Origin of the sequence: Synechococcus sp. UW86, assembly GCF_900474085.1 — a bacterium.
Classification (GTDB): domain Bacteria; phylum Cyanobacteriota; class Cyanobacteriia; order PCC-6307; family Cyanobiaceae; genus Parasynechococcus.
This window is the reverse complement of sequence record NZ_UCNU01000009.1, coordinates 174,585-196,459: the sequence shown is the minus strand read 5'-3', so window position 1 is coordinate 196,459 and position 21,875 is coordinate 174,585. Positions and strand designations below refer to the sequence as shown.

The 21,875-nt window shown below is 62.8% G+C and carries 22 protein-coding genes; 11 read left to right on the top strand and 11 right to left on the bottom strand.

Annotated features, from left to right (window positions below):
* Positions 1-59 precede the first annotated feature (59 nt).
* On the top strand, positions 60-869 hold the full coding sequence (locus tag DXY04_RS03455) for a hypothetical protein (protein ID WP_115160992.1): 810 nt from the start codon (positions 60-62) through the stop codon (positions 867-869).
* Here the strand turns inward: DXY04_RS03455 and glp are convergent.
* Genes glp through DXY04_RS03435 form a run of 4 tightly spaced genes read right to left on the bottom strand, consistent with a single transcriptional unit; the run spans position 854 to position 3,623 of the window.
* Positions 854-2,104 (bottom strand): gephyrin-like molybdotransferase Glp, encoded by a 1,251-nt coding sequence (gene glp / locus DXY04_RS03450; protein ID WP_115160991.1) that lies wholly within the window; start codon positions 2,102-2,104, stop codon positions 854-856. The two genes, DXY04_RS03455 and glp, sit on opposite strands and share 16 nt — an antisense overlap.
* Positions 2,088-2,564, bottom strand: a complete 477-nt coding sequence (moaC, locus tag DXY04_RS03445) for a cyclic pyranopterin monophosphate synthase MoaC (protein WP_115160990.1) — start codon at positions 2,562-2,564, stop codon at positions 2,088-2,090. The genes glp and moaC overlap by 17 nt, the downstream gene beginning before the upstream one ends.
* Positions 2,561-3,259 carry a carbonic anhydrase gene (locus DXY04_RS03440; protein WP_115160989.1) on the bottom strand — a complete coding sequence of 233 codons (699 nt, stop codon included), beginning with the start codon at positions 3,257-3,259 and terminating at the stop codon, positions 2,561-2,563. The genes moaC and DXY04_RS03440 overlap by 4 nt, the downstream gene beginning before the upstream one ends.
* A gap of 52 nt (positions 3,260-3,311) precedes the next feature.
* Positions 3,312-3,623, bottom strand: a complete 312-nt coding sequence (locus DXY04_RS03435; RefSeq protein WP_115160988.1) for a hypothetical protein — start codon at positions 3,621-3,623, stop codon at positions 3,312-3,314.
* 278 nt (positions 3,624-3,901) lie between these two features.
* Here DXY04_RS03435 and DXY04_RS03430 point away from each other — a divergent pair, with 278 nt between their 5' ends.
* Complete coding sequence (locus tag DXY04_RS03430; protein ID WP_115160987.1) at positions 3,902-4,369, top strand: nitrate reductase associated protein; 468 nt, start codon at positions 3,902-3,904, stop codon at positions 4,367-4,369.
* Here the strand turns inward: DXY04_RS03430 and DXY04_RS03425 are convergent.
* Together DXY04_RS03425 and DXY04_RS03420 are read right to left on the bottom strand one after the other, a co-directional pair.
* Positions 4,350-6,581, bottom strand: coding sequence for a nitrate reductase (locus DXY04_RS03425; RefSeq protein WP_115160986.1), 2,232 nt, complete (start codon positions 6,579-6,581; stop codon positions 4,350-4,352). The two genes, DXY04_RS03430 and DXY04_RS03425, sit on opposite strands and share 20 nt — an antisense overlap.
* Positions 6,582-6,663: 82 nt before the next feature.
* Positions 6,664-8,205 (bottom strand): NarK family nitrate/nitrite MFS transporter, encoded by a 1,542-nt coding sequence (locus tag DXY04_RS03420; protein ID WP_115160985.1) that lies wholly within the window; start codon positions 8,203-8,205, stop codon positions 6,664-6,666.
* A gap of 274 nt (positions 8,206-8,479) precedes the next feature.
* Between DXY04_RS03420 and DXY04_RS03415 the strand changes: the two genes are divergently transcribed.
* The 3 genes from DXY04_RS03415 (at position 8,480) to DXY04_RS03405 (ending at position 10,675) form a co-directional block, all read left to right on the top strand.
* Complete coding sequence (locus DXY04_RS03415) at positions 8,480-9,064, top strand: molybdenum cofactor guanylyltransferase (RefSeq protein ID WP_256377332.1); 585 nt, start codon at positions 8,480-8,482, stop codon at positions 9,062-9,064.
* Positions 9,061-10,104 carry a GTP 3',8-cyclase MoaA gene (locus DXY04_RS03410; RefSeq protein ID WP_115160984.1) on the top strand — a complete coding sequence of 348 codons (1,044 nt, stop codon included), beginning with the start codon at positions 9,061-9,063 and terminating at the stop codon, positions 10,102-10,104. The genes DXY04_RS03415 and DXY04_RS03410 overlap by 4 nt, the downstream gene beginning before the upstream one ends.
* 79 nt (positions 10,105-10,183) lie before the next feature.
* Positions 10,184-10,675 (top strand): redox protein, encoded by a 492-nt coding sequence (locus DXY04_RS03405; RefSeq protein WP_115161260.1) that lies wholly within the window; start codon positions 10,184-10,186, stop codon positions 10,673-10,675.
* Here DXY04_RS03405 and DXY04_RS03400 read toward each other — a convergent pair.
* The 3 genes from DXY04_RS03400 to DXY04_RS03390 are packed head-to-tail and all read right to left on the bottom strand — an operon-like array spanning position 10,663 to position 13,999.
* Positions 10,663-11,562, bottom strand: coding sequence for a transglutaminase family protein (locus DXY04_RS03400; protein ID WP_115160983.1), 900 nt, complete (start codon positions 11,560-11,562; stop codon positions 10,663-10,665). The two genes, DXY04_RS03405 and DXY04_RS03400, sit on opposite strands and share 13 nt — an antisense overlap.
* The gene (locus DXY04_RS03395) at positions 11,535-12,530 is read right to left on the bottom strand and encodes an alpha-E domain-containing protein (RefSeq protein ID WP_006851593.1); all 996 of its coding nucleotides are present in this window, start codon (positions 12,528-12,530) and stop codon (positions 11,535-11,537) included. The genes DXY04_RS03400 and DXY04_RS03395 overlap by 28 nt, the downstream gene beginning before the upstream one ends.
* Positions 12,524-13,999 (bottom strand): circularly permuted type 2 ATP-grasp protein, encoded by a 1,476-nt coding sequence (locus DXY04_RS03390; RefSeq protein ID WP_115160982.1) that lies wholly within the window; start codon positions 13,997-13,999, stop codon positions 12,524-12,526. The genes DXY04_RS03395 and DXY04_RS03390 overlap by 7 nt, the downstream gene beginning before the upstream one ends.
* Before the next feature lie 316 nt (positions 14,000-14,315).
* Between DXY04_RS03390 and DXY04_RS03385 the strand changes: the two genes are divergently transcribed.
* The 6 genes from DXY04_RS03385 (at position 14,316) to DXY04_RS03365 (ending at position 21,257) form a co-directional block, all read left to right on the top strand.
* Positions 14,316-15,746 carry a sodium:solute symporter family protein gene (locus tag DXY04_RS03385; protein ID WP_115160981.1) on the top strand — a complete coding sequence of 477 codons (1,431 nt, stop codon included), beginning with the start codon at positions 14,316-14,318 and terminating at the stop codon, positions 15,744-15,746.
* 17 nt (positions 15,747-15,763) lie between these two features.
* Positions 15,764-15,892, top strand: a complete 129-nt coding sequence (locus DXY04_RS12525) for a hypothetical protein (RefSeq protein WP_256377331.1) — start codon at positions 15,764-15,766, stop codon at positions 15,890-15,892.
* Positions 15,893-16,052: 160 nt separating this feature from the next.
* Complete coding sequence (locus DXY04_RS03380; RefSeq protein WP_115160980.1) at positions 16,053-17,168, top strand: aspartate carbamoyltransferase; 1,116 nt, start codon at positions 16,053-16,055, stop codon at positions 17,166-17,168.
* 9 nt (positions 17,169-17,177) lie between these two features.
* A complete protein-coding gene (gene asnB, locus DXY04_RS03375; RefSeq protein WP_115160979.1) occupies positions 17,178-19,202 on the top strand; it encodes an asparagine synthase (glutamine-hydrolyzing) in 2,025 nt (674 codons plus the stop codon).
* A 94-nt stretch (positions 19,203-19,296) separates the two neighbouring features.
* On the top strand, positions 19,297-20,586 hold the full coding sequence (locus DXY04_RS03370) for a Zn-dependent hydrolase (RefSeq protein ID WP_115160978.1): 1,290 nt from the start codon (positions 19,297-19,299) through the stop codon (positions 20,584-20,586).
* Entirely contained in the window at positions 20,583-21,257 is a 675-nt protein-coding gene (locus DXY04_RS03365) for a DUF1028 domain-containing protein (protein ID WP_115009784.1), read from the top strand. The genes DXY04_RS03370 and DXY04_RS03365 overlap by 4 nt, the downstream gene beginning before the upstream one ends.
* An 83-nt stretch (positions 21,258-21,340) precedes the next feature.
* Here the strand turns inward: DXY04_RS03365 and DXY04_RS03360 are convergent, their stop codons facing one another.
* Positions 21,341-21,517 carry a hypothetical protein gene (locus tag DXY04_RS03360; protein ID WP_244275797.1) on the bottom strand — a complete coding sequence of 59 codons (177 nt, stop codon included), beginning with the start codon at positions 21,515-21,517 and terminating at the stop codon, positions 21,341-21,343.
* A gap of 122 nt (positions 21,518-21,639) precedes the next feature.
* Positions 21,640-21,807 (bottom strand): DUF4278 domain-containing protein, encoded by a 168-nt coding sequence (locus DXY04_RS03355; protein WP_114988753.1) that lies wholly within the window; start codon positions 21,805-21,807, stop codon positions 21,640-21,642.
* Positions 21,808-21,875 lie beyond the last annotated feature (68 nt).

Genomic DNA, 21,875 nt, shown 5'->3' with positions numbered 1-21,875 from the left:
GGCGGGGATGGCTGTTGGGGCGACCCTAAGGAGATCGACCGTTCCATGCCGTCACGGACATGACTGATCAATGGACCCTCAACCGCCGCAATTTCGCGGGCCATTGGCAGGGCTGTGGTTCTTGGTTTGAGCGGGACGGCAGCGGTCGGCTGGATCTGCAGCATCCGACCCGTCGGATCGACCCCACCACCTACGCGATTTCCTTTTCCGATGACGACCACGGGGTGTGGGATGGATCGGGTCTGGCCTTTGCCCCCGGGGGTAAGGCCACCTATCCCATCAGCCGGGCCACCTACAACGCCGGCGGAGGCTGCTGGCAGTTCCCCGGGGCGGGCGGTCAGTCCAGCCGGGGGTTGGATGCCGAGCATCCCCGCTTCGGCCATGAGATCAACCTGTTCTGCGGACGTTCCCGCTCGATGCTGGTGCTGCTCTGGGAACCACTTGACGGCGGCTGGCGTTTGCAGCGTGTTGGGGCGGTTGGTTTCCGTTGCTTGAACGGCACCGATCCCGAACCCGACCGTCCCGCATGCGGGACACCCGAGGCCCTGCTGGCGCCGGTGCAGGGATGGAGTGGCGAGCGGCAGATGCTCAAGCCGCAGGCGGGGGTGAACGGCCAGGCGGAGGACGCCGCTTCGCTGGTGTTCGATCCAAGCCAGCTGTTGCATAACGACTGCTCAGCGGTGATGCCCGACGGCCTGGTGTTCTCGGTGCCCAGTGAGCTCCCCAGTGCGCCCTTCAGCCTCGAGATCGGTGGCCGTCTCGGCGCTGACCTGTTTCAGCAGATCAGCATCCATTTCGGTTCATCGGGCCAGCTCATGGCCTGGGAGCGCCGCTGCTTTCAGCCTGATCCGGCTCAGAAAATCCGCTGACGAATCAGCTGGGCCCAGAGACGGGTGCCGCTTTCGAGCGGGCCGGCTTCCGCTGGCAGTTCCAGCAGCAGATCGGCCTGTTGCAGGGAACCGATCCTGGACGAGGCCTGCGAGCCATCCACCCGTGCCAGCAGCGTTCCTGCGGCGTTGGTGTCGAGGCGGGCCCGAGCCAATTCCGGCCGTCCCGGTCGGCGGGACAACGGGTCGGCGAGTTCCACCATCACCCGGGGGAACAGTTCCGGTTCGCTCTGGCCCTCCAGAACCTGCAGGGCGGGCCAGAGCAGTTGCAGGGCGGTGACCGCCGCCGCCACGGGATTGCCCGGCAGACCGAAAAATGGCACGCCTTCGCCGATGATGCCGAAGGCGAAGGGGCGCCCCGGGCGTAGGAACAGTTTCCAGAAGTCCACGGCACCCAGCTCCGCCACCAGTGGTCGGATCCAATCGCTGTCGCCAGCGGAGACGCCGCCGGTGCTCACCACCACGTCGCAGTCATGGGCCAGATCCAGCAGGGCCTGGCGCAGGGCGTCGGGTTGATCGGCCACCACCCGTCGCTGGGTCACCGATTGCCCCAGGGCCCGGAGCATCGTCTCCAGAAGCGTGCCGTTGCTCTCCCAGATGGCACCGGGTTGCCGCGTTGTTCCGGGTGGCACCAGCTCGTCCCCGCTGATTAGCAGCCCGATGCGGGGTTGCTGCGCAACGGTTAGGTCGGCGATGCCGCAGCCGGCGAGGCGTGCGAGATCGGCGGCACCAAGGCGCTGTCCAGCGGCCAGCAGCAGGTCTCCCGGTCTGCATTCCTCATCCTCGGGGCGAATCCAGGGACGATCCGACGCCTCTTTCACCAGCTGGAGGCTGGTGCCGTCCACGCTGATCAGCTCCTGGGGCAGCACCCAGCCGGCACCGTCCGGCAGTGGAGCGCCGGTGAGGATGCGGATCGCCTTGCCGGCGGCCAGTGTTCCGTTGAAGGGCTGGCCGGCGGCGGAGCGTCCCTTCAGCTGCCAGGTGTCCCCAGGGTTGGGCTGGTGGCTCTGCCCCAGGGCGTAGCCGTCCATGATCGAGGCCCGGAATCCCGGAACGGCAGCGCTGGCCAGCACATCCGCAGCGCTCACCCGGCCGAGGGCCTGCTGCAGCGGCACTGTGTTGCTGGCTGTGATCGGCCGAAGCGCCGCCAGAACCCGTCGACGTGCCTCTTCGAGGGGTAGCCCTTCGCGTCCGTAGGGCTCAGCGTTTCCAGACACCGTTCCGCCCTCCTTCCTTGAATTCCAGCTGAATCGCTTCGATCGTCATGGCTGGATCAACCGCCTTGAGCATGTCGTAAAGGGTCAGCAGCCCCACGGACACAGCCGTCATCGCTTCCATTTCCACCCCGGTTTGACCTGTGGTGCGGCAACGGCAGTGGACCACCAGGCCAGGCAGGGAGGCGTCGGCGTCGATCGACACATCCATGCCACTGAGTGGCAGCGGATGGCATAGGGGAATCAGCTCCCAGGTGCGTTTGCCGGCCTGGATCGCTGCCACCCGGGCGACCGCCAGAAGATCTCCTTTCGGTGTCTCGCCCCGCTGGATCAGGCCGAGGGTTGAGGCGTCCATGCGAATGGCGCCACGGGCATGGGCTTCGCGGTGGGTGGTCGGCCGGTCCCCCACGTCCACCATGTGAACCTCGCCTTGCTGGTTCAGGTGACTCAGGTCTTGCGTCATTCGATCAAGCTCACAACACCGCTGCTGAGTTGGAAACAACCCACCACCAGTTTCAGCGCACCGCTGGCTTTGGCCTCAGCCAGAACGGCGCTGCGTTGAATCAAGGTGGAGGCGCTGGCGAGGGCGTTGCGCTTCACGGCGTCCTCGAGATCGCTGCTGCCGTTGATGTTCTCCCGGATGGGTTGGATCAGTCGGTCCAGGGAGGGGGTCAGCGGGTTGGTGTCCATCGCCGCCGTTACGGCTCCGCAGCCACTGTGTCCCATCACCATCAACAGTGGCGTCTTGAGAACGCTGACGCTGTATTCAACCGAGGCAATGGCTTCGGTGAATGCGATGTTGCCGGCGTTGCGGATCACGAACAGCTCGCCAGGCGTGGTGTCGAACACCCAGCTCGGCGACACCCGTGAATCAGAGCAGGTGAGCACGGTGGCCCAGGGATGTTGGCTGGTGGCCAACGCCCTGGGGGAGTTGAAGCAGCGCGGGTCGGGATCCGCCGTTCGGGGCGTCGTTCCGTCGTCTTGTTTGCCCTGGCGCCAGGCCTCGGCAAATCGGCGGTTCCCCTCCATCAGGGCCTCGAGTGGATCATTCGGGCTGCAGAAACCCTCCTCTACTGCCTCAACGGGGCGCGCTTGGATCAGGGCGGCCAAGGCAAGACCGCCCGTTTGCTGGAGGAAGTGACGGCGCTGAATCCCCATGCCGGCACCTTATGCGGGCCGGCTGGTGGGCTGTGCCACGTGGGCAGTGCGATCAGCGCTCGCCGAAGGCAGACCAGAGGGTGGCTTCGGAGCCCACAACAGGCTCAACGGCGGGCTGGATGGCAGCAGTGGGTTGGGCTGTTGCGCCTGCGGTGGCACTGGCGATGTCGCGCTCGGCCAAGGGAGCCCACAGAGCGGCAGGCCCGGCGATCACCGGCTCCACGCCAGCGGCACCGGCCTGAACGGAAGCCGACTGGCTGCGCACCAGTTGCACGGCGAGGGAACCAACGATGAAGGCACCCAGGAAACCGGCGGCCAGGGTGATGGGGCTGCGGCCGGAAGCGGACGAGATGCTGCTGGTCACGGCAGAAACTCTTTGAACAGAGCTTCAGTATGGAAAAAATTGGTGTGAACGACTACTAAACGGGTTGAATTGTGTAGCGGAATTAACAGTTTCTATGGGATCAAAGCCCTGCATGGGCTGCTGTTGGAGTGCATCAGCCGTGACCCATCCATGGGACATTCCCAGCAGCATTCCGAGGGAGAGGGCGAAGCGCACAGACCAACATTTGTATCTGGTTAAACATCTCTGTTTCCGTGGACTTCCGTTGTCATCATTGACACCGATCAAGGCTTTGGTTGATGTCCAGCCGCCGTAATTCCGCCAGCCATTGCTTTGCCTTTGAACAGGACTTCATCGGCAACTGGCGCTGCATCCCTCTGTGTGTGCGACGCAAATTGGATCTGTGTGGGGTGAAGTTGAAGCTCAACCACTGGCTTGAGCTTTCTCAGGAGCAACGTCAAGCCCTGGTGGATTGGCCGGATGGGGCCGATGCTCTTGAGCAGCTTCGCCAACACCTGCGCGATTGCACGAGTTCCATGGCCGATGGCATGGCCAAGGATCTGCCACCGGTGAGTGGTGCCCCCTGGCAACAGCAGGCGGAGCTGCCCGCTGTGGTGCAGGAGGCGGCCACAGTGCGGGGTGTGGCGCTGACCCTGGAGCAGTGGACCCAGATCAGTGAGCTGGATCGCTTTGCCTTGTGCAAGTTGGTTCGGCCTGGGCACGACCACCACAACCTTGAGGCAGCCTTCAGCGAAGTGCTGGTGTGAGCAGCCGGCGCAGGGCCTCCAATCGTCCCTTCTGCTGTTCAACGGGCTTCACCACCGAGACGGCGGGAGCCACGATCACCGCGCAGGCCTTGAGTTCAGGCTGCTTTGACACCGGGCAGGCCTCGTCGTGCATGAGGGTGTTGGCTTCGCAGGCTTTCTCCTGGGTGAATCCCCAGTGCATCGGCAGGAAGACCGACCCACGCCGGATGCGATCGGTGACTTTCACCGTGGCGGTGAGGTGGCCGCGGCGTGAGCTGATCGCCGCCAGTTCGCCGTTGCGCAGTTTCAACTCCTGCGCGTCACCGGGGTGAATCTCCAGCAGCGGCTCGGGATGCTGTTTCATCAGCCGTTCCACCTTGCCGGTGCGGGTCATCGTGTGCCACTGGCCCAGGTAGCGGCCCACCGTCAGCACCAGCGGATAGGTGTCGCAGGGGGGTTCCGCCAGTCCCAGCGGTTGATCGGTACTGAAGCGGGCGCGTTTGTTGGGGGTGGCGAATTGATGGTCTTCGTAGAGGCGTTTGGCCTCTGTGGTGGGGGTGCTGCCGCTGGGATAGGGCCACTGCTGCGGGCCTTCGCCTTCCAGCAGTTCATGGCTGAGGCCGCTCACATCGCAAAGCCTGCCCTGGGTGAGAGCCGTGAATTCGGCGTACACCTCAGCTGCTGATTCGAAGTTGAACTGTTCGCTGTAGCCCAGGCGCCGGCCCACCTCGGCAAACACCTCCCAGTCGGGACGGCTCTCGCCGAAACGACGCCGGTAGGCCGGGCAGTAGGTGACCCGCCGTTCGGAATTGGTCATGGCGCCGGCCTTCTCGCTCCACTGGGCTGCGGGCAACAGCAGATGGGCGTAGTGGGACGTTTCCGAGTCGGCGTAGGCCTCGCTCACCACCACCAGCGGGCACTTCTGCATGGCTGACTTCACCCGGTCGAGATCCGGGAGGCTCACCAGGGGGTTGGTGGCGGCCACCCACCACAGATCCAGCGCCTCCTGGTCCATGGCTTCGATCTGCTGCCAGGCCGCCAATCCGGGCTTGGCGTTGATTCGTCCCGCCGGCAGCTGCCAGGCCTGCTCCACTTCGGAGCGGTGTTCGGCGTTGGCCACCAGGCGGTAGCCCGGCAGCAGGTGGGCCAGGCCTCCGGCTTCGCGTCCGCCCATGGCGTTGGGTTGGCCGGTGAGGGAAAACGGGCCCGCTCCTTGCTTGCCGATCTGGCCAGTGAGCAGATGCAGATTGATCAACCCCTGCACCACGGCCGTTCCTTCACGGCGTTGGTTCACCCCCATCGACCAGAGGCTGAGCACCTTCTCGCGCCGGTGGAACAGAGCCGCCACTTCCCGCAGGCGTTTTTCGGGGATGTTGCAGAACAGGGCCACCCGTCTTGGGGTCCAGCGGGCGGCGACGTCAAAAAAGGCGTCGTAATTCTCGGTGTGGTCGTCGATGAAGGCCGGATCCTGGCCGTTTTCGCGCAGCACCAGGTGGGCAATGCCGTGCAGCAGGGCCAGGTCGCTGCCCGGTGCAATCGGTAAGTGGATATCGGCGGCTTTGGCGGTGTCGGTGCGGCGTGGATCCACCACCACGATCTTGACGCTGCCGGGGTTTTTGCGTTTTCGCTTCAGCAGCCGCTGGAACAGCACCGGGTGGCATTCGGCCGTGTTGGTGCCGATTAGAAACGCCACTGTGCAGTGGTCGAGGTCCTCATAGCTGCAGGGGGGACCATCGGAGCCCAGGCTGCGGGTGTAGCCCGCCACCGCTGAGCTCATGCACAGCCGTGAATTGGCGTCGAAATTGTTGGTGCCCAGGGCGCCTTTCAGCAGCTTCTGGGCGAGGTAGTAATCCTCGGTGTGGAATTGACCGGAGCCGTACATGGCGATGCCATCGGCGTTGCCGCGCCGGGCCACGCTCGCCTGGATCTGGCCGGTGATTTTGTTGAGAGCGTCGTCCCAGCTGATCGGCGCGAAGTCGTCCTCAAGGGTCTGGCGGAACAGGGGTTGGCGCAGGCGGCCTGGGGCCAGGGTTTCGCCGACGGTGGCGCCCTTGATGCAGACCTGGCCAAGGCTGGAGGGGTGTTCGCGGTCGCCGCGGGCGGTCCACATCGGGTTGCCCTCGGCATCCCGTTTCACGGCCTCACCCTTCACGGCAGGAGGCAAGAGCTCCAGGCCACAACCCACGCCGCAGTAGGGGCACTGGCTGCGCACGCTGCGGGGTGAGTTGGTCATGCAGGAACCAAAAAAAGAACAAAACCCGGAGCCGAAGCTCCGGGTCGTTGTGCAGCGACAGGGTGCTGCGGAGGGAGATGGATCAGGCGGTTTCGCCTTCGTGCAGGTCTGCGAAGGACCCCTTGGGCTCCTTCAGGAAGAAGAAGCAGAAGAAGGCCACGATCAGACCGGCCACACCCAGGATCTGGAAGAAGGCGCTGTTGGAAGCCGCGATCACCTCGGGGGTGGGTTCGCCGCCGCCGCCCATCCACATCGGCAGGAGGCTGAAGATGGTCAGGTAGGTCACAGCACCAACGTTGCCGTAGGCACCCACCAGGCCGGCCACCTGGCCGGTGACGCGACGCTTGACCAGGGGCACCAGCGCGAAGGTGGCGCCTTCACCGGACTGCACGAAGAACGAAGCGAGCATGGTGATCACCACGGCAACGGCAATGCCGGTGGTGCCGGTGAAGGTGCCGGGCTTGATCATGCTCATCACCAGGTAGCCCACGCCGAGACCGGCAGTGAGGAAGCCCATGGTGTTCTTGCGGCTGCCGACGCGGTCGGAGATCAGACCGCCAGCAGGGCGGGCGACCAGGTTCACGAATGCGAAGCAGGACGCCAGGATTCCGGCGGTGGCCTTCGGCAGATCGAATGTGGTTTCAAAGAAGGTGGGCAGCATCGAAACCACGGCCAGTTCGGAGCCGAAGTTCACGATGTAGGTGAGCTCGAGGATCGCCACCTGGCGGAACTCGTAGCGATCTTCCTTGGGATAAACCTTGTTGCCGAGGATCAGGTCGCGGTTGGTGCGAATGATTCCCCAGGTCTGGAAGGCAAACCAGACGGCAACGGCACCGAGGGCCAGCGGGTAGGTGCTTGCGGTGAGGAAGCCCACCTTGCCAAGACGCCAGCAGAGCACGCAGAGGATGGCTGCGAAGGGCACGTTCATGCCCAGCAGACCCCAGAAGTCGCGCATGGAGGTGACTTCCAGACCTGCAGTTTTCTCAGGGCGTTGATACGTCTTGCCGGGGGGGGTGTCGGTGACGTTGAAGAAGTAGAAGAGGCCGTATACGGCGGAGACGATGCCGGTCAGGGCGATGGCACCGCGCCAGTTCAGAACAGCGCCGGTGGGCAGTTCAAAGCCGCCGGAGAAGGAGAGGAAGCCAGCGAGGGCAACCATGGTGAGGGCGGAGAAGGCGGAGCCGAAGTTGCCCCAGCCGCCGTAGATGCCTTCAGCCAGGCCGATTTCCTTGGGCGGGAACCACTCGGCCACCATGCGGATGCCGATCACGAAGCCGGCGCCAACGATGGAGAGCAGCAGACGGGCCACCACCAGCTGGTTGAAGTCCTGAGCGGACGCAAACAGCAGGCAGGGAATCGCCGAGAACACCAGGATCGAGGAGTAGGTGATCCGGGGTCCGAATTTGTCCAGGAGCATGCCGATCAGCACGCGCGCCGGAATGGTGAGGGCCACGTTGCAGATGGCCACGGTGCGGATCTGACCAACGGTCAGGCCGAGGTCCGCTTTCACGGTGGTGGCCAGAGGGGCCAGGTTGAACCAGACCACGAAGGTCAGGAAGAAGGCGATCCAGGTCAGGTGAAGGGTTCGGTACCTGCCCTGGAACGACCAGAGGTCGCCAAGCATTGAGGAGAAGAAATGGAACCTCGGGCTTCAAAAGGAAGGGTGCCCGGGGATGGCAAAACGGTCGAAAAGAGAATCCGTTTGACCCGCGCAGTTAATCAATTCGTCGGGCCCGTGTTTGGTCAGATTGGTTACCGATTTCTGTTTTTCTGTACCGAAGCAAACATCAACGGGGCTGATTGATCGGATCAGACGTTCTTGTGCGGCAATGATTTGGTAGCGGTTGCAACTTTTGTGGGTTGTTGGACTCCGCTGGTGCAGATTGTTGGTCTGCGATGTGAACCAAGGCTTGCGGGTTTGTGTGCTCAGTGGCGGAAGCAGCCGTCGCATGGGGCGTGACAAGGCCCTCCTGCCGCATCCCTCCGGTGGTGTCTGGCTCACTGCCCTGGTCGATCAGCTGTTGCCCCTCGGTCATCCGGTGCAGGTGTTGAGTCGTCATGCCGCCCACGCAGAGCTGCTGGCCCACCGGCCGGGATGTTCCGTGGTGCTGGAGCCCCCTCCCTGGAATGGCCCTCTGCAGGCGCTGGCCAGGCTGTTGCCGTCTCGGCCTGGGGAGGCTTTGTTGGTGCTGCCGGTGGACATGCCCCGTTTGAACACCGCCGTTGTCCGGCAGCTGATCGCAGCCTGGAAGCGTGCTCCGCAGCAGGCAGCGGTGGCCCATGACGGGCAACGGCTGCAGCCATTGCTGGCGGTGATCCCCTCCGGTTCTCCCTTCCGCTCCTGCCTTGATCAGCAACTGCAACGCGGAGAGTTGCGCTGGATGGATTGGTTGACCTGCGTTCCCCATCAGGCGGCGCGCTTGCCTCAAGAGGCGTTGGTCAATGCCAATTGCCCTGCAGATCTGGCAGCGTTGGAGAGATGAGCACGTCGCTGCCGCTCGCAGACCGCCTCAACCGGCCCATCGGGGTGTTGCGGTTGTCGCTCACGGCCCGTTGCAATCTCGCCTGTCCGTACTGCTGTCCGGATGTGGAGGAGCCCCCTGGCCTGCTCACGCTGGAGCAGCAGATGCGCGTGATTCGTGTGGCCGCGCGCCTGGGGGCACAAACGTTGCGGCTCACCGGTGGAGAGCCGTTGTTGAGCCGGCGTTTGTTGCCTTTGTTGGAGGCGGTGGCGCAGGCCCGGCGGGATCGTTCGGATCCGATGGCCGGTTTGCAGACCGTGGCGCTCACCAGCAATGGGGTGCTGTTGTCGGAACCGATGGCTCGCGCGTTGCGTGCCGCAGGGCTGGATCGCATCACCATCAGCCTGGATGCGGCGGAAGGGGAAGCAGCGGCGCGTATGGCTGGGCTCCAGGGTGGTGCCGTGGCTGGAGACCGCCTGGTGCGCCAGGTGCAGGAGGGCATCGCCGCGGCCTGTGCGGCTGGCTTTGACCCCTCATGTGGTGAGCTCAAGCTCAATGCCGTGATCCAACGGGGGATCAATGACGATCAGCTGTTGCCCTTGGCCGGTTTGGCGCGGCAGCAGGGGATCGAGCTGCGTTTGATCGAATATATGGATGTGGGCAACCGCAACCAGTGGATGCTGGAGCAGGTGCTGCCGGCGGCGCAGATGGTGGAGCGCATTCATGCCCGTTGGCCCCTGGAGCCTTTGGGTCGCCCGCGGGGTGGGACGGCCCGGCGTTGGCGCTATGGCGATGGCGCCGGATCCATCGGTGTGATCGCTTCCATCACTGAGCCGTTCTGCGGCGATTGCAACCGCTTGCGCGTCACTGCCGATGGACAGGCGTTCACCTGTTTGTTCTCCGCTAATGGCACGGATCTCAAGCCTGCGCTGGCGTCGGAGCCTCGCCTCGAGCAGGCCATGCGCCAGCTTTGGCAGCGACGTCAAGACCGCTACAGCGAGGAGCGTGATCCAGCGGCTGCTGCGTCAACCCATGCGGAAATGGCGTATCTGGGGGGCTGAACCGTCGTGATCGTCACCGTTTTTGCGTGATGCTCTCGGTACAACGGGGCAGCTGAAGGATCCAAAAGGATCCATCCACATGTTTGAACTGCTGGCCTACGAGCGCTTCCGCGACACCCCGTCGGTTCGTTTTTTCGACGTCACCGTGGATACCTCGAATGCGCGCGACCTAGTGATTCACAGCGGCCCAGCGGTCTCGCCTCCCAACGATCCGGAGAGCGGAGCCTGGCAGTTCTATCTGCATCCCCATCAGGAAGACAATCTGCTGGCGGCCAGTGGCGGCAGAACCTTCTTCTTGGTGAACCTGGCCTGGGAGCAGCCGTTTCACATTGTTCGGCTCGAAAGCGGTGGTGACATCCTTCGCATCCCTCCTGGCACCTTCCATCGTTCGATCTCCGATCCCGATGGTTCCGTCGTTCTGAACCAGGCGGTTCGTGAAGAAGGCGCTTCTCTGGTGCATGAATTTCGCGTTTACAACAGCGCCGAAATTCCGGCTTTGATGGCAGCCACCCACAGCTCGGCGCCGAAGCCCCAGTTGCACGGGGTGGAACCGTTGCTTCAGGCGGCCTGAACCAGGTTGCGTGAAGGGGTTTCCGTTGCGGAGGCTTCTTCGCTGATCTGAATCTGCCAGGTCAATTCACTGTTTGTTCCCGGGGGGCCGCTGAAGCTGCCGCTCACAGCTGCGGTGAGTTCCGGCTTGGAGGAGGTGGCCAGCACCACGTAGCGCTCGTTGACTTCCATCCCGGCACTGGGGTCAAAGCCGCGCCAGCCCGCTCCCGGCAGGTAAACCTCTGCCCAGGCATGCAGGTCGTAATCCTTCGGGGGAGGTTGCTGCAGTTGATAGCCGCTCACAAATCGGGCGGGGAGACCCACCACACGGCAGCAGGCCACCATCAGCATGGCCAGATCACGGCAAGAGCCGATACGTTCGCGCAGAGTTCGACCCGCCGGCCAGGCGGGGCCCACATGGCGTTGGGTGTATTTCACCCGCTCTTGAATCAGCTCAATCAGTTGCTTCAGAAAAGCCAGGGTTTGCTGGTTGCTGCCCATCAGGGCTTCCTGGGTGAGGTCGATGGCCGCGGGTTCGTGCTGGCCGTTGGGCAACCAGCCCTCCAGGGCCCCCTGAAGGTCGCTGTTGAGTTGGCCTTGCGGGTAGGGAAGGGGTGGTTCCAGTCCGTTGAAGCAGCTTTCCAGCGGGGGTGCTGGCCGGGTCTCCACCAGGCTGCGGGCCTCAAAGACCAATTCATCAGTGCTGCCGAGAAAACGCAGCCGTTGGATTTCGTCGCCGCTGGCGGCCACCAGTTCCCGACGTTGCTCTGGTTCCGGCAGCACGCTGAGTTGATGCTCCAGCAGGGTCTGAAACCCCTGCCCCCGAGGCCTCAAACACAGGCGATGTTCCCCGAGGAAAACGGGGGCCTCATACCGATACGTCAGGCGGTGAACGATGAGAGCACGCATGCAGGATCGGTGGGGATGGAACGGAGGTCGGCGCTCGTGAAGTAGCGGGTCTGGATCAGGTTGTGGAGTTGGTTGAGGTCCTGCTGAAGCTGGTCAATGGCTTCATGCAGACCGGCTTCGATCAGGTTGTCGATCCGCACATAGCTCCAGCGGGCCAGGAGCTGTCCGCGCAAACAGTCGAGGTCATCCGGGGTGTCTTGGTTTGGCTGCTGCTGAATCTGTTGCAACGTGTCGCTGATGCCCTGCAGGCAGTACCGCACCGAGCGAGGAAAGATGGGGTCCAGCAGCAAAAAGCGGGCCACGGAGGCAGGGCTGATCGCGTGCTGCATGCTCTGCCGGTACATCTGATAAGCCCCCGCTGTGCGCAGCAGGGTGATCCATTGCAGTTCATCCAGCACGCCGCCCACCTCCTCAGGGGAGGGCAGCAGCAGGAAATATTTGACGTCGAGGATGCGGGAGGTTTTATCGGCTCGTTCGATCAGACGTCCCAGCTGACTAAACAGCCAACTCAGATCACGGCTCAAAGTGGTGTCGGTGATCCCGTACACGAGCTGGCAGCCGCGGCGGATGATCCGCAGTTGCTCCTGCACCGGTTCCCGCCAGATGTCTTCGTCGTCCTGCAGGCTCCAGTGCAGATCATTGATCTGCTCCCACATCTCCGTGGTGATCACATCCCTGATCTGCCGTGCGTTTTCCCGGGCCATCGCAATGCAACTCACGATGCTGTTGGGATTGCTGCGGTCCAGCAGCAGGAAGCGCACCACCTGTTTGGGCGTGGCACCGGGGTAGGCCGTATCGAAGCGGTGGCGATCTCCCGTCACCTCCACCAGCGGCAGCCACGGTTCGGCGCTGCCCGGAGGACAGTCCAATGCCATCGCTTCACTCACTTCCAGAAAGCGCGAGATGTTTTCGGCCCGTTCCAGATAGCGGTTGATCCAGTAGAGCGAATCGGCAACGCGACTCAGCACGGCACAGCCTCCTGGGCTTGCGGTGCTGCCATCGGTTGGTCGTCGACGATCCAGGTGTCCTTGCAGCCGCCGCCCTGGGACGAATTCACCACCAGTGAGCCCCGCTTGAGGGCCACGCGCGTCAGCCCCCCTGGACTCACCCAGCTGCTTGCGCCGCGCAGCACATAGGGGCGCAGATCCACATGGCAGGGGTAGAGCTCACCGTCACTGAGGGATGGCACGGTGGAGAGTTGCAGCGTGGGCTGCGCAATGAAGTTGCGGGGATTCGCACGGATCTTCGTGTCGAAGTCCGCTAGCTCCGATCGGCTGGCCTGGGGGCCGATCAGCATTCCGTAGCCGCCGGCTTCCGCCACCGACTTCACCACCAGTTGCTCGAGGTGTTCGAGCACATAGCGCTGATCGTCTGGCCGGGCACAGAGGTAGGTGGGAACGTTCTCGATGATCGGCTCCTCATCGAGGTAGTAGCGGATCATCGCCGGCACGTGGGCATAGATCAGCTTGTCGTCGGCGATGCCGGTGCCAGGGGCGTTGGCGATGGCGACCCGTCCTTGCCGCAGCACGTCGATCAGGCCCGGCACCCCCAGCATCGAGTCCTTGCGGAACACGGTGGGATCAAGAAAATCATCGTCGATGCGTCGGTAGATCACATCCACGGGTTCCAGGCCATTGGTGCTGCGCATCCACACCCGGCCGCCTTCGCACACCAGATCGCGCCCCTCCACCAGGTGAATGCCCATTTCTTGGGCCAGGTAGCTGTGTTCGAAATAGGCGCTGTTGAACACCCCGGGCGTCAAGATCGCCACGCGGGGGGTGTCACTCCAGGGCGCCAGGTCCTGAAGGGTGCGCAGCAGATGGGAGGGATAGTCGTCGATCGGTTGAACGGCACGGCCTTCGAACAGGCCAGAGAACAATCGCTTCATCACCCGACGGTTCTCGAGGAAGTAGGCCACCCCAGAAGGACAGCGCAGGTTGTCCTCCAACACCCGCCAGGTGCCCTTGCCGTCGCGGATCAGGTCAAGCCCGGAGATGTGGCACCAGCGGTTGAGGGGCAGGCTGATGCCCTGCATCTGAGGTCGCCAACCGGAGGAACTTTCCACGTCTTCCCGTGGGATCACACCGTCGTTGAGGATCTGCTGGGGGCCATAGATGTCAGCGAGGAAGCAGTCGATGGCTTCCAGGCGTTGCAGCAGTCCCCGCTCCAGGGTGATCCAGTCGCTGCGGCCGATCAGCCGAGGCAAGGGATCGAAGGGGAGAATTCGTTCGCTGCCTTTGAGGCCGGAATCGTTGAGGCGGAAGGTGGCGCCGAGGCGACGCAGCAGCTGACTGGCCGAAGCATGGCTGCGGTTGAGCTCGGGCAATCCCATCTGCCCCAGTGATGCGAGTAGTGGGGCCAGATCGGTTCGTGGTGTGGCCGTTTCACCGCAGAAATATTCGTCGAAGCCGACTGTCGGTTTGTAGTCGGTGAACATCCTGATCGCACAATCGAGGTTTATCCAAGGCGTCGCCCCACTCCACTTCGGGTGGTGGTTGCTACACATTCCGCAATTTCAGGCAAGAGGACGCTGATCGCCTGTTGTTTGGGTATCCGTAGGCACCTGAATCGAGGGCACAGGGCCAGGGCAGGGTGCCTCCTTTGCTTATCTGTCTCTGGAGTTCAAACGCTCTTCGCCTTGGATGAATTGCTCTGGGCGCGACTGATCTTTGCCCTTGGTGCCGTTGTGACTGCGGCGACGGTGGTGATGATTCTGCGCGGACACATGTATTGGAACCGCAGGGGGTCGATGGATGTCCGCTGACTCGGTTCCCTTCCTTCAGCCCGGGATCGCCTGGGCGTTGGTGGTGCTGTTCTCTGTTCTCTGGGTGGCGCTGGGGATTGCCTGGGGCCGGCGTGGTCAAGGCAATGCCGACGACTACATGCTGGCGGGGCGCAACATCGGGCTGGCCTTGAGCACGGCCACGTTGATGGCCTCCTGGGTCACCGGCAACACCACCCTGCTCGCTCCTGAATTCGGCTACAAAACTGGCCTCTGGGGCATGTTCAGCTATGCGCTGGCCGGGCTTGGCCTGATTCTGTTCGCCCCCCTGGCCTCCCGGATCAAGCAGTTGATGCCCAACGGTCGCACCAGTGGGGACTTCATCCGATTGCGCTACGGACGCCTGGCCTGGTGGGTGTTCATGCTGATCACCGCGATCTACACCCTGGGCTTTCTGATGACCCAGGCGATGGGTGCTGGCCTGCTGCTGCAGGCCCTTTCAGGCTTTGATTACCACGTGGGAATGGTGGTGGTGATTGGTGTTGCCACCGTCTACACCCTCTTCGGTGGAATGCGGGCCGTGATCGGCACCGATTTCATTCAGTCGCTGTTGATCATGGTGCTGCTGGCGGTGGTGGCGGTGCTCGCCTTCCGTCAATTCTCGATGCCCGAGGTGCATGCCTCCTTGTTGGCCCGGCATCCCGATCGGCTTGATCTGCTGCTGCCGGCGGGCTTGTTGATTGCCTGGAATTCCGCCCTCTTTTCGATGGGCGAGGTGTTTCACAACAACATCTGGTGGTCCCGCGTGTTCGCTAGTCGGCGCTCGGTGGTGATGACCTCTTTTGTTTTGGGGGGAATCGCCTGGATGAGCGTGCCGATGGTGACGGGCTCCATCGGACTGGTGGCCCTGGCCCGTGAGTTGCCTCTCGAGCAGGTGAACATGGTGTTCCCTGTGATGGCAGCCGATCTGCTTGGGGCCGGTGGCGCGGCCCTGGTGTTTGTGGTGGTGTTTGCCTCACTCACCTCCACCTTGGATTCGTTGCTGGCATCCACCGCCGATCTGTTGGCGGAGGATGTGTACTTCCGCCTGTTGCGGCCCCAGGCCAGCGACCTGCAGCTCAAGCAGGCGGCGCGGCTGATGGTGGTGGGCTTGGCCGTCGTCACCCTGGCGCTGTCCTGGCCGCGGCTGGATTCGCTGGCGTCGGTGCTGTTCTTCACCGGTGCCCTGGTGGCCTCCACGGTTTGGCCTGTGGCATGCGGCCTGTACTGGCGCACGGCCAACCGCACGGCTGCCATCGCGGCCATGCTTGCCGGCAGCGTTGTGGGCCTGCTCGCCTATGGGCTGATCGCGCCCTACTGCGCTGCTGTGTTTTCAGCGGCCGTCTCGGCCGTCGTGATGCTGATTGGCAGTCGCATGCGGCCGGAACGCTTCGACTTCACCTTGCTGCAGGAGGAGGGATGATCCAAACACTTCCTTTGATGGCCAGCCTTGTTGGTCTGTCGGGTTTTCAGTTTCTGCTGGTGGCCAGTCAGTTCGCCCTGGTGCTGTCGGTGCTCGTGCTGCTGGTGATTTGGTGGGTGGAGTGGCGCAATGGCCGGGTTTGGTGATGTCTCCTTTAGCTGTCCACCCAGCACAATCCTTTCCGGATCTTTGCTTAAGAAGCTGCTTCTTCGTGGACGCAGCGGTGTGGTTGTTGTTACCGGTAAAAGATGTAGTTCCTGGCTTTAGCACTCGGTTTGGCAAACAGAGTGTTGATCAGATCCCGCTATGGCACAGGCCAAAACAGCAGTTGTGGACGCGTCTTCGGTTCAGATTCGGTTTGAGCCGATGGGGCCCGATGTCTACGGGCAGAACCAACCGCAGGAGCTGCTGGCCGCGATTGCTGAAGATGTTGAACCTTTGAAGGATTTGGTGGATCAGCACGTGGTGTCGATCCAACCGTTTCGCCCTGAGGTTTTGTTGCAGGTGTTTCGCCTGGCGGCGAAGTTTGAGAGCAATCCAGATCGCTATTGCCGTCACAACACGCCTCTTACAGGCAAGATTCTGATCAACGCGTTTTACGAACCAAGCACGCGCACGCGGCTGTCTTTTGATAGTGCCTGGCACCGACTCGGCGGTACCTCCATCAACATCACCGATAGGGCCACCACGGGGATTGCCAAGGGTGAATCTCTGGAAGATGTCGCCCACATGTTCAACAACTACGGCGATTGTGTGGTGCTTCGGGACAGCGATCCCGGTGCCGTCTACGCGATGACGTCAACCCTGCGGATCCCGATCATCAACGCTGGAAATGGGATCGATGAGCATCCAACCCAGGCGATGGCCGATCTCTACACGATCTTCAAGTGGCGTCCCAAGCTTGCTGAAGCTGAGGTGGCACCCGCTGATCGGATTCGCATTGGGATCGTCGGAATTCCCTCGCGGATGCGAACGGTTCGCTCCCTGTTGAGGATCCTTGCCAAATTCCCGCAGACCGTGGACGAGGTGGTGGTGATTCACGCCCCTGGGTTGGAGCCGGATCAGCTGCTGTTCGACCCAGGACAGTTGGAGGAGCTTGAAGCGTGTGGGATGAAGGTGCGCTCCAGCACCGATCTTCAGGCTGAAGTGCCCGACTTGGATGTCGTCTACATCAATGCCATTGCCTGGGTGGGGGATTCTTATGAAGTGCACGGCGGAGGATTCCGCCTCACCCGCGACATGCCGTTCAAACCGGAAGCGATCGTGCTCCATCCCTTGGCGCGGGGAGCCGAACTCAGCACCTGCCTGGATGACACGCCCCACAACTGGTACTTCAGCCAGGCCAGGGGAGCTGTGTTCCTGCGGATGGCCCTGCTCACCTGCATGGTGGATCGCGCTGAACGCGTGATGGATGTGATCTGAGGCGGGCTGATGTGCGGAATCGGAGGTGTTTTCAATGCAGACCGTCGCCAGAGGGTGGATCGCCAGCTGCTGGTCAACATGGCGGCGATTCAGGCCCATCGCGGGCCCGATGGCTTCGGCGTTGAGGTGCTCGATCAGGCCGGCGTCGGCTTCTGCCATGCCCGCCTTTCGATCATTGACCTGAATGAGTCTCGGGCCCGGCAGCCCTTCCTCACCGATGACGGTGAGGTGTTGATGGCCCACAACGGTGAGTTCTACGACTTCCAGCGAATCCGGGCTGACCTCACCGCCCAGGGGGTGCGCTTCAGCAGCAAGAGCGATTCCGAGATCCTGCTGCGGCTTTACCAACGCCAGGGCTTGGAGGCGACCCTGCCCCTGTTGCGCGGTGAGTTCGCCTTCGCCTTGTTTGATCGCTCCGAAGACTGCCTCTACCTGGTGCGGGACCGCTTCGGCATCAAACCGCAGTACTGGGCGATGACGCCTGAGGGTCTGGTGTTCGGTTCCGAGTTGAAGGTGCTGTTTGCCCATCCGGCGGTGGAGCGACGCTTCACCTCGGAGGGTCTGTTCCACCAGTTGATGCAGACCATGGTTCCCGGCACCACCGCCTTTGCCGGGGTGCATCAGGTGAAGCCCGGCCATGTGCTCAAGGTGCAACGGGTGAATGGCCATCTGGAAGTGTCGGAGTCCACCTACTGGGACGTCGACTTTCCGCGCAAGGACGAGCGGGACCCCAAGCGAACCGAAGCCGACCACATCGCTGCCGTTCGTGCGGCATTGCTGGAGGCCGTTGAGCTGCGCATGGTGGCTGATGTGCCGGTGGGTTGTTACCTCTCCGGCGGCATTGACAGCTGTTCGATCCTTGGCTTGGCCTCAGCCGTGAGCCAGGCACCGGTGAAGGCGTTCACGATCGGCTTTGACGACGCCCGTTACGACGAGTCGCCGATTGCCCGGGAGATGGCCGAAGCCACCGGCGCTGAGCAGGATCTGATGCGTCTCTCGGGTCAGGAGCTCTATGGCCACATGGAGCGCACCATCTGGCATGCGGAGCGAACGATCTACAACACCCTGGCGGTGGCCAAGTTCTTGATGAGCCGCCATGTCAATGATGTGGATTACAAGGTGGTGATGACTGGCGAAGGCTCCGATGAGCTGTTCGGGGGCTATCCCGCCTTTCGCCGCGACATGTTCCTCCATGGTCTGGATGACCTGCCGCAGGAGGAGCGCGCCAGCTGGGAAAGCCTGTTGCAGCAGTCCAATGCCCTGGTGAAGGGGGCGATGCTGGCTGAAAATCAGGTGGATGACCCCGATCTTGATGCGGTGGTCGGCTTCACCCCCAGTTGCCTGCAGCCGTGGCTGGCTTGCGCGCCCTTGGTGCCGGAGCTTCTGGCACAGTCCCATGCCGAAGTCCTGAAGGATTACTCCCCGGGCAAGGCGATTGCCGAGCAACTGGATGGGGATCAACTGGACGGGCGCCATGCCCTGGACAAGGCCCAGTACGTCTGGATCAAGACCATGCTGGAGGGCCAGATACTCACCTGGGGTGGCGATCGGGTCGACATGGCCAATTCCATGGAGGCGCGACCTGCCTTCCTCGATCACCATCTGGCTGCGGTGGCGGTGCAGGTGCCGCCCGAATTGCGGATCAAGGGGAAAACCGAGAAATACGTGCTGCGGGAAGCCATGGCTGGCCTGTTGCCGGAGGTGCTGTACCGGCGTGAGAAGTTCGCCTTCATGGCCCCGCCCGCCCACACCGAGCCTGAGAAATGGGAGCAGATGAAGCAGCTCGCCAACGACTACCTCAGTGATGAGGCGATCGATGCCGCTGGTTTGTTGAGCAAAGCCGGTGTGCGCGCCTTGTTTGCCCGTCACGAGGACCCGGCCACCACCGACGCGGAGCGTGTGCAGATGGATGCGGTGATCAATCACCTGCTGGGCGTGCAGATGTTGCACCGCATGTTTGTGGCGGAAGACGTGCCAGCCCTGGCACGCCGGGAGGCGGACCGCCTGGGCTGGCGGGTGCTGATGCCCGTTTGAATTCTTTGGTCAGGATTAAATCGTTGCGCTAGCTACAAGGCTCCGCGGGTTTTCGGGTGAGTATTGCCTTCCGTTTGAAACGAAGGTCACGGCATTGCCCACGCTCATCTCGGCTTCTCCGACCACCCCTGCAACCGGGATCGAGCCAAGCAAAGTTTCCGCACGACCGAACCGTGACAGGCTGATCGCAACGATTGAGCAGCTCGCCAGCATTGGCGCCAAGCCGGACGGCAGCGTCTGTCGACGCGGGTTCTCGCCGGAGGATGTGCAGGGCCGTGAGTTGCTGGCCCACTGGATGAAGCAGCTCGGCATGCAGGTGCGTGTTGATGCCGCTGGCAACTTGATCGGACGTCTGGAAGGCCTCGATCCCCACCGCCCTGCCCTGGTGACCGGGTCGCACCTCGACACGGTTCCCACCGGTGGACGTTTTGATGGGGCCCTGGGGGTGTTGGCCGGTCTGGAAGCCTGCCGCGCTCTTCAAGACCAGGGCCTGCGCCTGCGACACGGCATCGAGTTGATCGCCTTTGCCGACGAGGAGTCGACCATGGTGGGCTGCAAGGGCTTGGCGGGCACGGCCTCCGATGACCCGGAGAGTTTTGCGACCAGCAATGGTCAGCCGATTCAGGACAACCTGGCGCGCATCGGCGGCCATTGGCCCTCCCTGGCCTCGGCTCGCCGCTCCGATGAGGCCTATGCCGCTTTCCTGGAGTTGCACGTTGAGCAGGGTGGCGTTCTTGAGCAACGCGGCGATGCCATCGGTGTTGTGGAGGGTGTTGTTGGTCAGCGTCGCTTCAGCATCAATGTGAGGGGCCAGGCCAATCACGCCGGCACCACACCGATGGGGTTGCGACAGGACGCCCTCGTGGCGGCCTCGCGTCTTGTTCTTGCCGTCGAGGCGATGGCCTCCCGTCATCCCGGAGATCCGGTGGCGACGGTGGGTCGACTGGAGGTTTGGCCCAATGCCGCCAATGTTGTCCCCGGTGCTGTCGCCTTGACCGTTGACCTCAGGGATGTGGATCCGACCGTCCTCGATCAGTTGGTGGAGGAGTTGATGCAGCAGGTGGAGAACATCGGTGCTGAAACGGGCTGTCCGATTGCGGTGGACCCTCAGTTCAGCGTTGATCCCACCCCCGCTGATGCTGTGGTGATGGCCGCGATCGCTGCGGCCGCGGCCGATCTCGGCTTGTCCCACAGCCATCTCCCCAGCCGTGCCAGCCACGATGCGCAGGAGGTTGGCCGCCGTTGGCCGATGGGAATGATTTTTGTGCCCAGCCGGGGCGGCCTGAGTCATTCCGCTGCAGAGTTCACCAGTGACGAGCAGTGCTGGGCGGGCACCGCGGTGCTGCTGGAAACGTTGCTGCGGCTCGACCGTCAGCTGCCGTGACCTTTTCGATCCTGGCCCGGGACCCCAGCAACGGTCGCTTTGGTGTTGCTGTGGCCACCTGTCATCTGGCCGTTGGATCCACTGTGCCTCACATCCGCGCCGGGGTTGGTGCCGTCGCCACCCAGGCCCACACCAATCCGTATCTGGGGATTTGTGGCCTTGAGCGCCTGGAGCAGAGTTCGGATGCCGAGAGCGTTCTCACCAGCCTTCTTGCGGATGATCAGCACCGTGACCGGCGTCAGTTTCACCTGATCGATCTGGACGGTCGTACGGCCTGTTGGACGGGGCAGGATTGCGGCCCTTGGGCAGGCCATCGCCATCAGCGTGATCTGTCTGTTGCCGGTAATTGCTTGGTGGATGAGGGCGTGCTGGCAGCCATGGAGCAGGCCTTTCTCACCAGCGACCCTAGCTTGAAACTGGGCCGCCGCCTGATGATGGCTCTGCTGGCCGGGGAAGCGGCTGGTGGTGACCATCGTTCTCCCTTCTGCACGTCAGCGGCGGTGCAGGTGAGCGGCGAAGCGGCTTTCCCGCTGTTGGATCTGCGCGTTGATTTCCACGAGCGCGCCGTGGAGCAGTTGATGGAGGTGTACGAGCGCAGTCAGGCTCTCTGGGCCCAGGAGTGGAGGGATGAACTGTCGGAGTTGCCGATGCTCAACCGTTTGGTGGCTTAAGCATTCACCATCGGTCACGCCATTAAAAAAGCCCTGCAACACAGCCGTGTGCAGGGCTTATCGGCAATTCATTTCCGGTGTGTTCAGCTGGGGACGGATGCTTCCCACTCCACGTTCAGGCCGGCCTGACGGGCGTCGGTGATCAGGTCATCGATGCAATCCATGCCAAAGGCGGCTTGTCCAGACAGCAGGGCATCCCATTCCTGAGACGGAAAGTGGGTCTGCAGCCAGAACACTCCATGCACGCTGGAGGGACTCACTTGCACAAGGCCTTGGTCGAGGCGAGAGGTGATGAGATCCAACGTCGTTGCTGAAGCTGGATCTATTACGCCTCAATCCTCGGGACTGGAATGTTCGAGTTGCTACGGATTAAGAAGTTGGCCTAGCGCGTGTAGCCCACGCCGCGGTAAACGAGCTGCACCGGAGTGCGGTGGTTGTTGATCTGGCGGGCTTGGTACACGTTGCGGCGGTAAACCAGCTGCACCCCGGGCTTGCCCTGAGTTGCGTTGTTTTGCTGGTACTGATGCCCGCGATAGAGAAGGGTGGTCATTGGATGGTCCTCGAAGCAAGCTCAGGTCCCCGTTCCATGGCCTGAGGCGAACTGCGCTTCGCGCGATG

Coding starts and splice junctions, on each gene's coding strand:
- DXY04_RS03440 (WP_115160989.1), bottom strand. CDS start 3,259: ATGGGGATTCAGCGCCGTCACTTCCTCCAGCAAACGGGCGGTCTTGCC.
- asnB (WP_115160979.1), top strand. CDS start 17,178: ATGTGCGGAATCGGAGGTGTTTTCAATGCAGACCGTCGCCAGAGGGTG.
- DXY04_RS03355 (WP_114988753.1), bottom strand. CDS start 21,807: ATGACCACCCTTCTCTATCGCGGGCATCAGTACCAGCAAAACAACGCA.
- DXY04_RS03455 (WP_115160992.1), top strand. CDS start 60: ATGACTGATCAATGGACCCTCAACCGCCGCAATTTCGCGGGCCATTGG.
- DXY04_RS03385 (WP_115160981.1), top strand. CDS start 14,316: ATGTCCGCTGACTCGGTTCCCTTCCTTCAGCCCGGGATCGCCTGGGCG.
- DXY04_RS12525 (WP_256377331.1), top strand. CDS start 15,764: ATGGCCAGCCTTGTTGGTCTGTCGGGTTTTCAGTTTCTGCTGGTGGCC.
- DXY04_RS03390 (WP_115160982.1), bottom strand. CDS start 13,999: ATGTTCACCGACTACAAACCGACAGTCGGCTTCGACGAATATTTCTGC.
- moaC (WP_115160990.1), bottom strand. CDS start 2,564: ATGACGCAAGACCTGAGTCACCTGAACCAGCAAGGCGAGGTTCACATG.
- DXY04_RS03405 (WP_115161260.1), top strand. CDS start 10,184: ATGTTTGAACTGCTGGCCTACGAGCGCTTCCGCGACACCCCGTCGGTT.
- DXY04_RS03430 (WP_115160987.1), top strand. CDS start 3,902: ATGTCCAGCCGCCGTAATTCCGCCAGCCATTGCTTTGCCTTTGAACAG.
- DXY04_RS03400 (WP_115160983.1), bottom strand. CDS start 11,562: ATGCGTGCTCTCATCGTTCACCGCCTGACGTATCGGTATGAGGCCCCC.
- DXY04_RS03420 (WP_115160985.1), bottom strand. CDS start 8,205: ATGCTTGGCGACCTCTGGTCGTTCCAGGGCAGGTACCGAACCCTTCAC.
- DXY04_RS03380 (WP_115160980.1), top strand. CDS start 16,053: ATGGCACAGGCCAAAACAGCAGTTGTGGACGCGTCTTCGGTTCAGATT.
- DXY04_RS03410 (WP_115160984.1), top strand. CDS start 9,061: ATGAGCACGTCGCTGCCGCTCGCAGACCGCCTCAACCGGCCCATCGGG.
- DXY04_RS03425 (WP_115160986.1), bottom strand. CDS start 6,581: ATGACCAACTCACCCCGCAGCGTGCGCAGCCAGTGCCCCTACTGCGGC.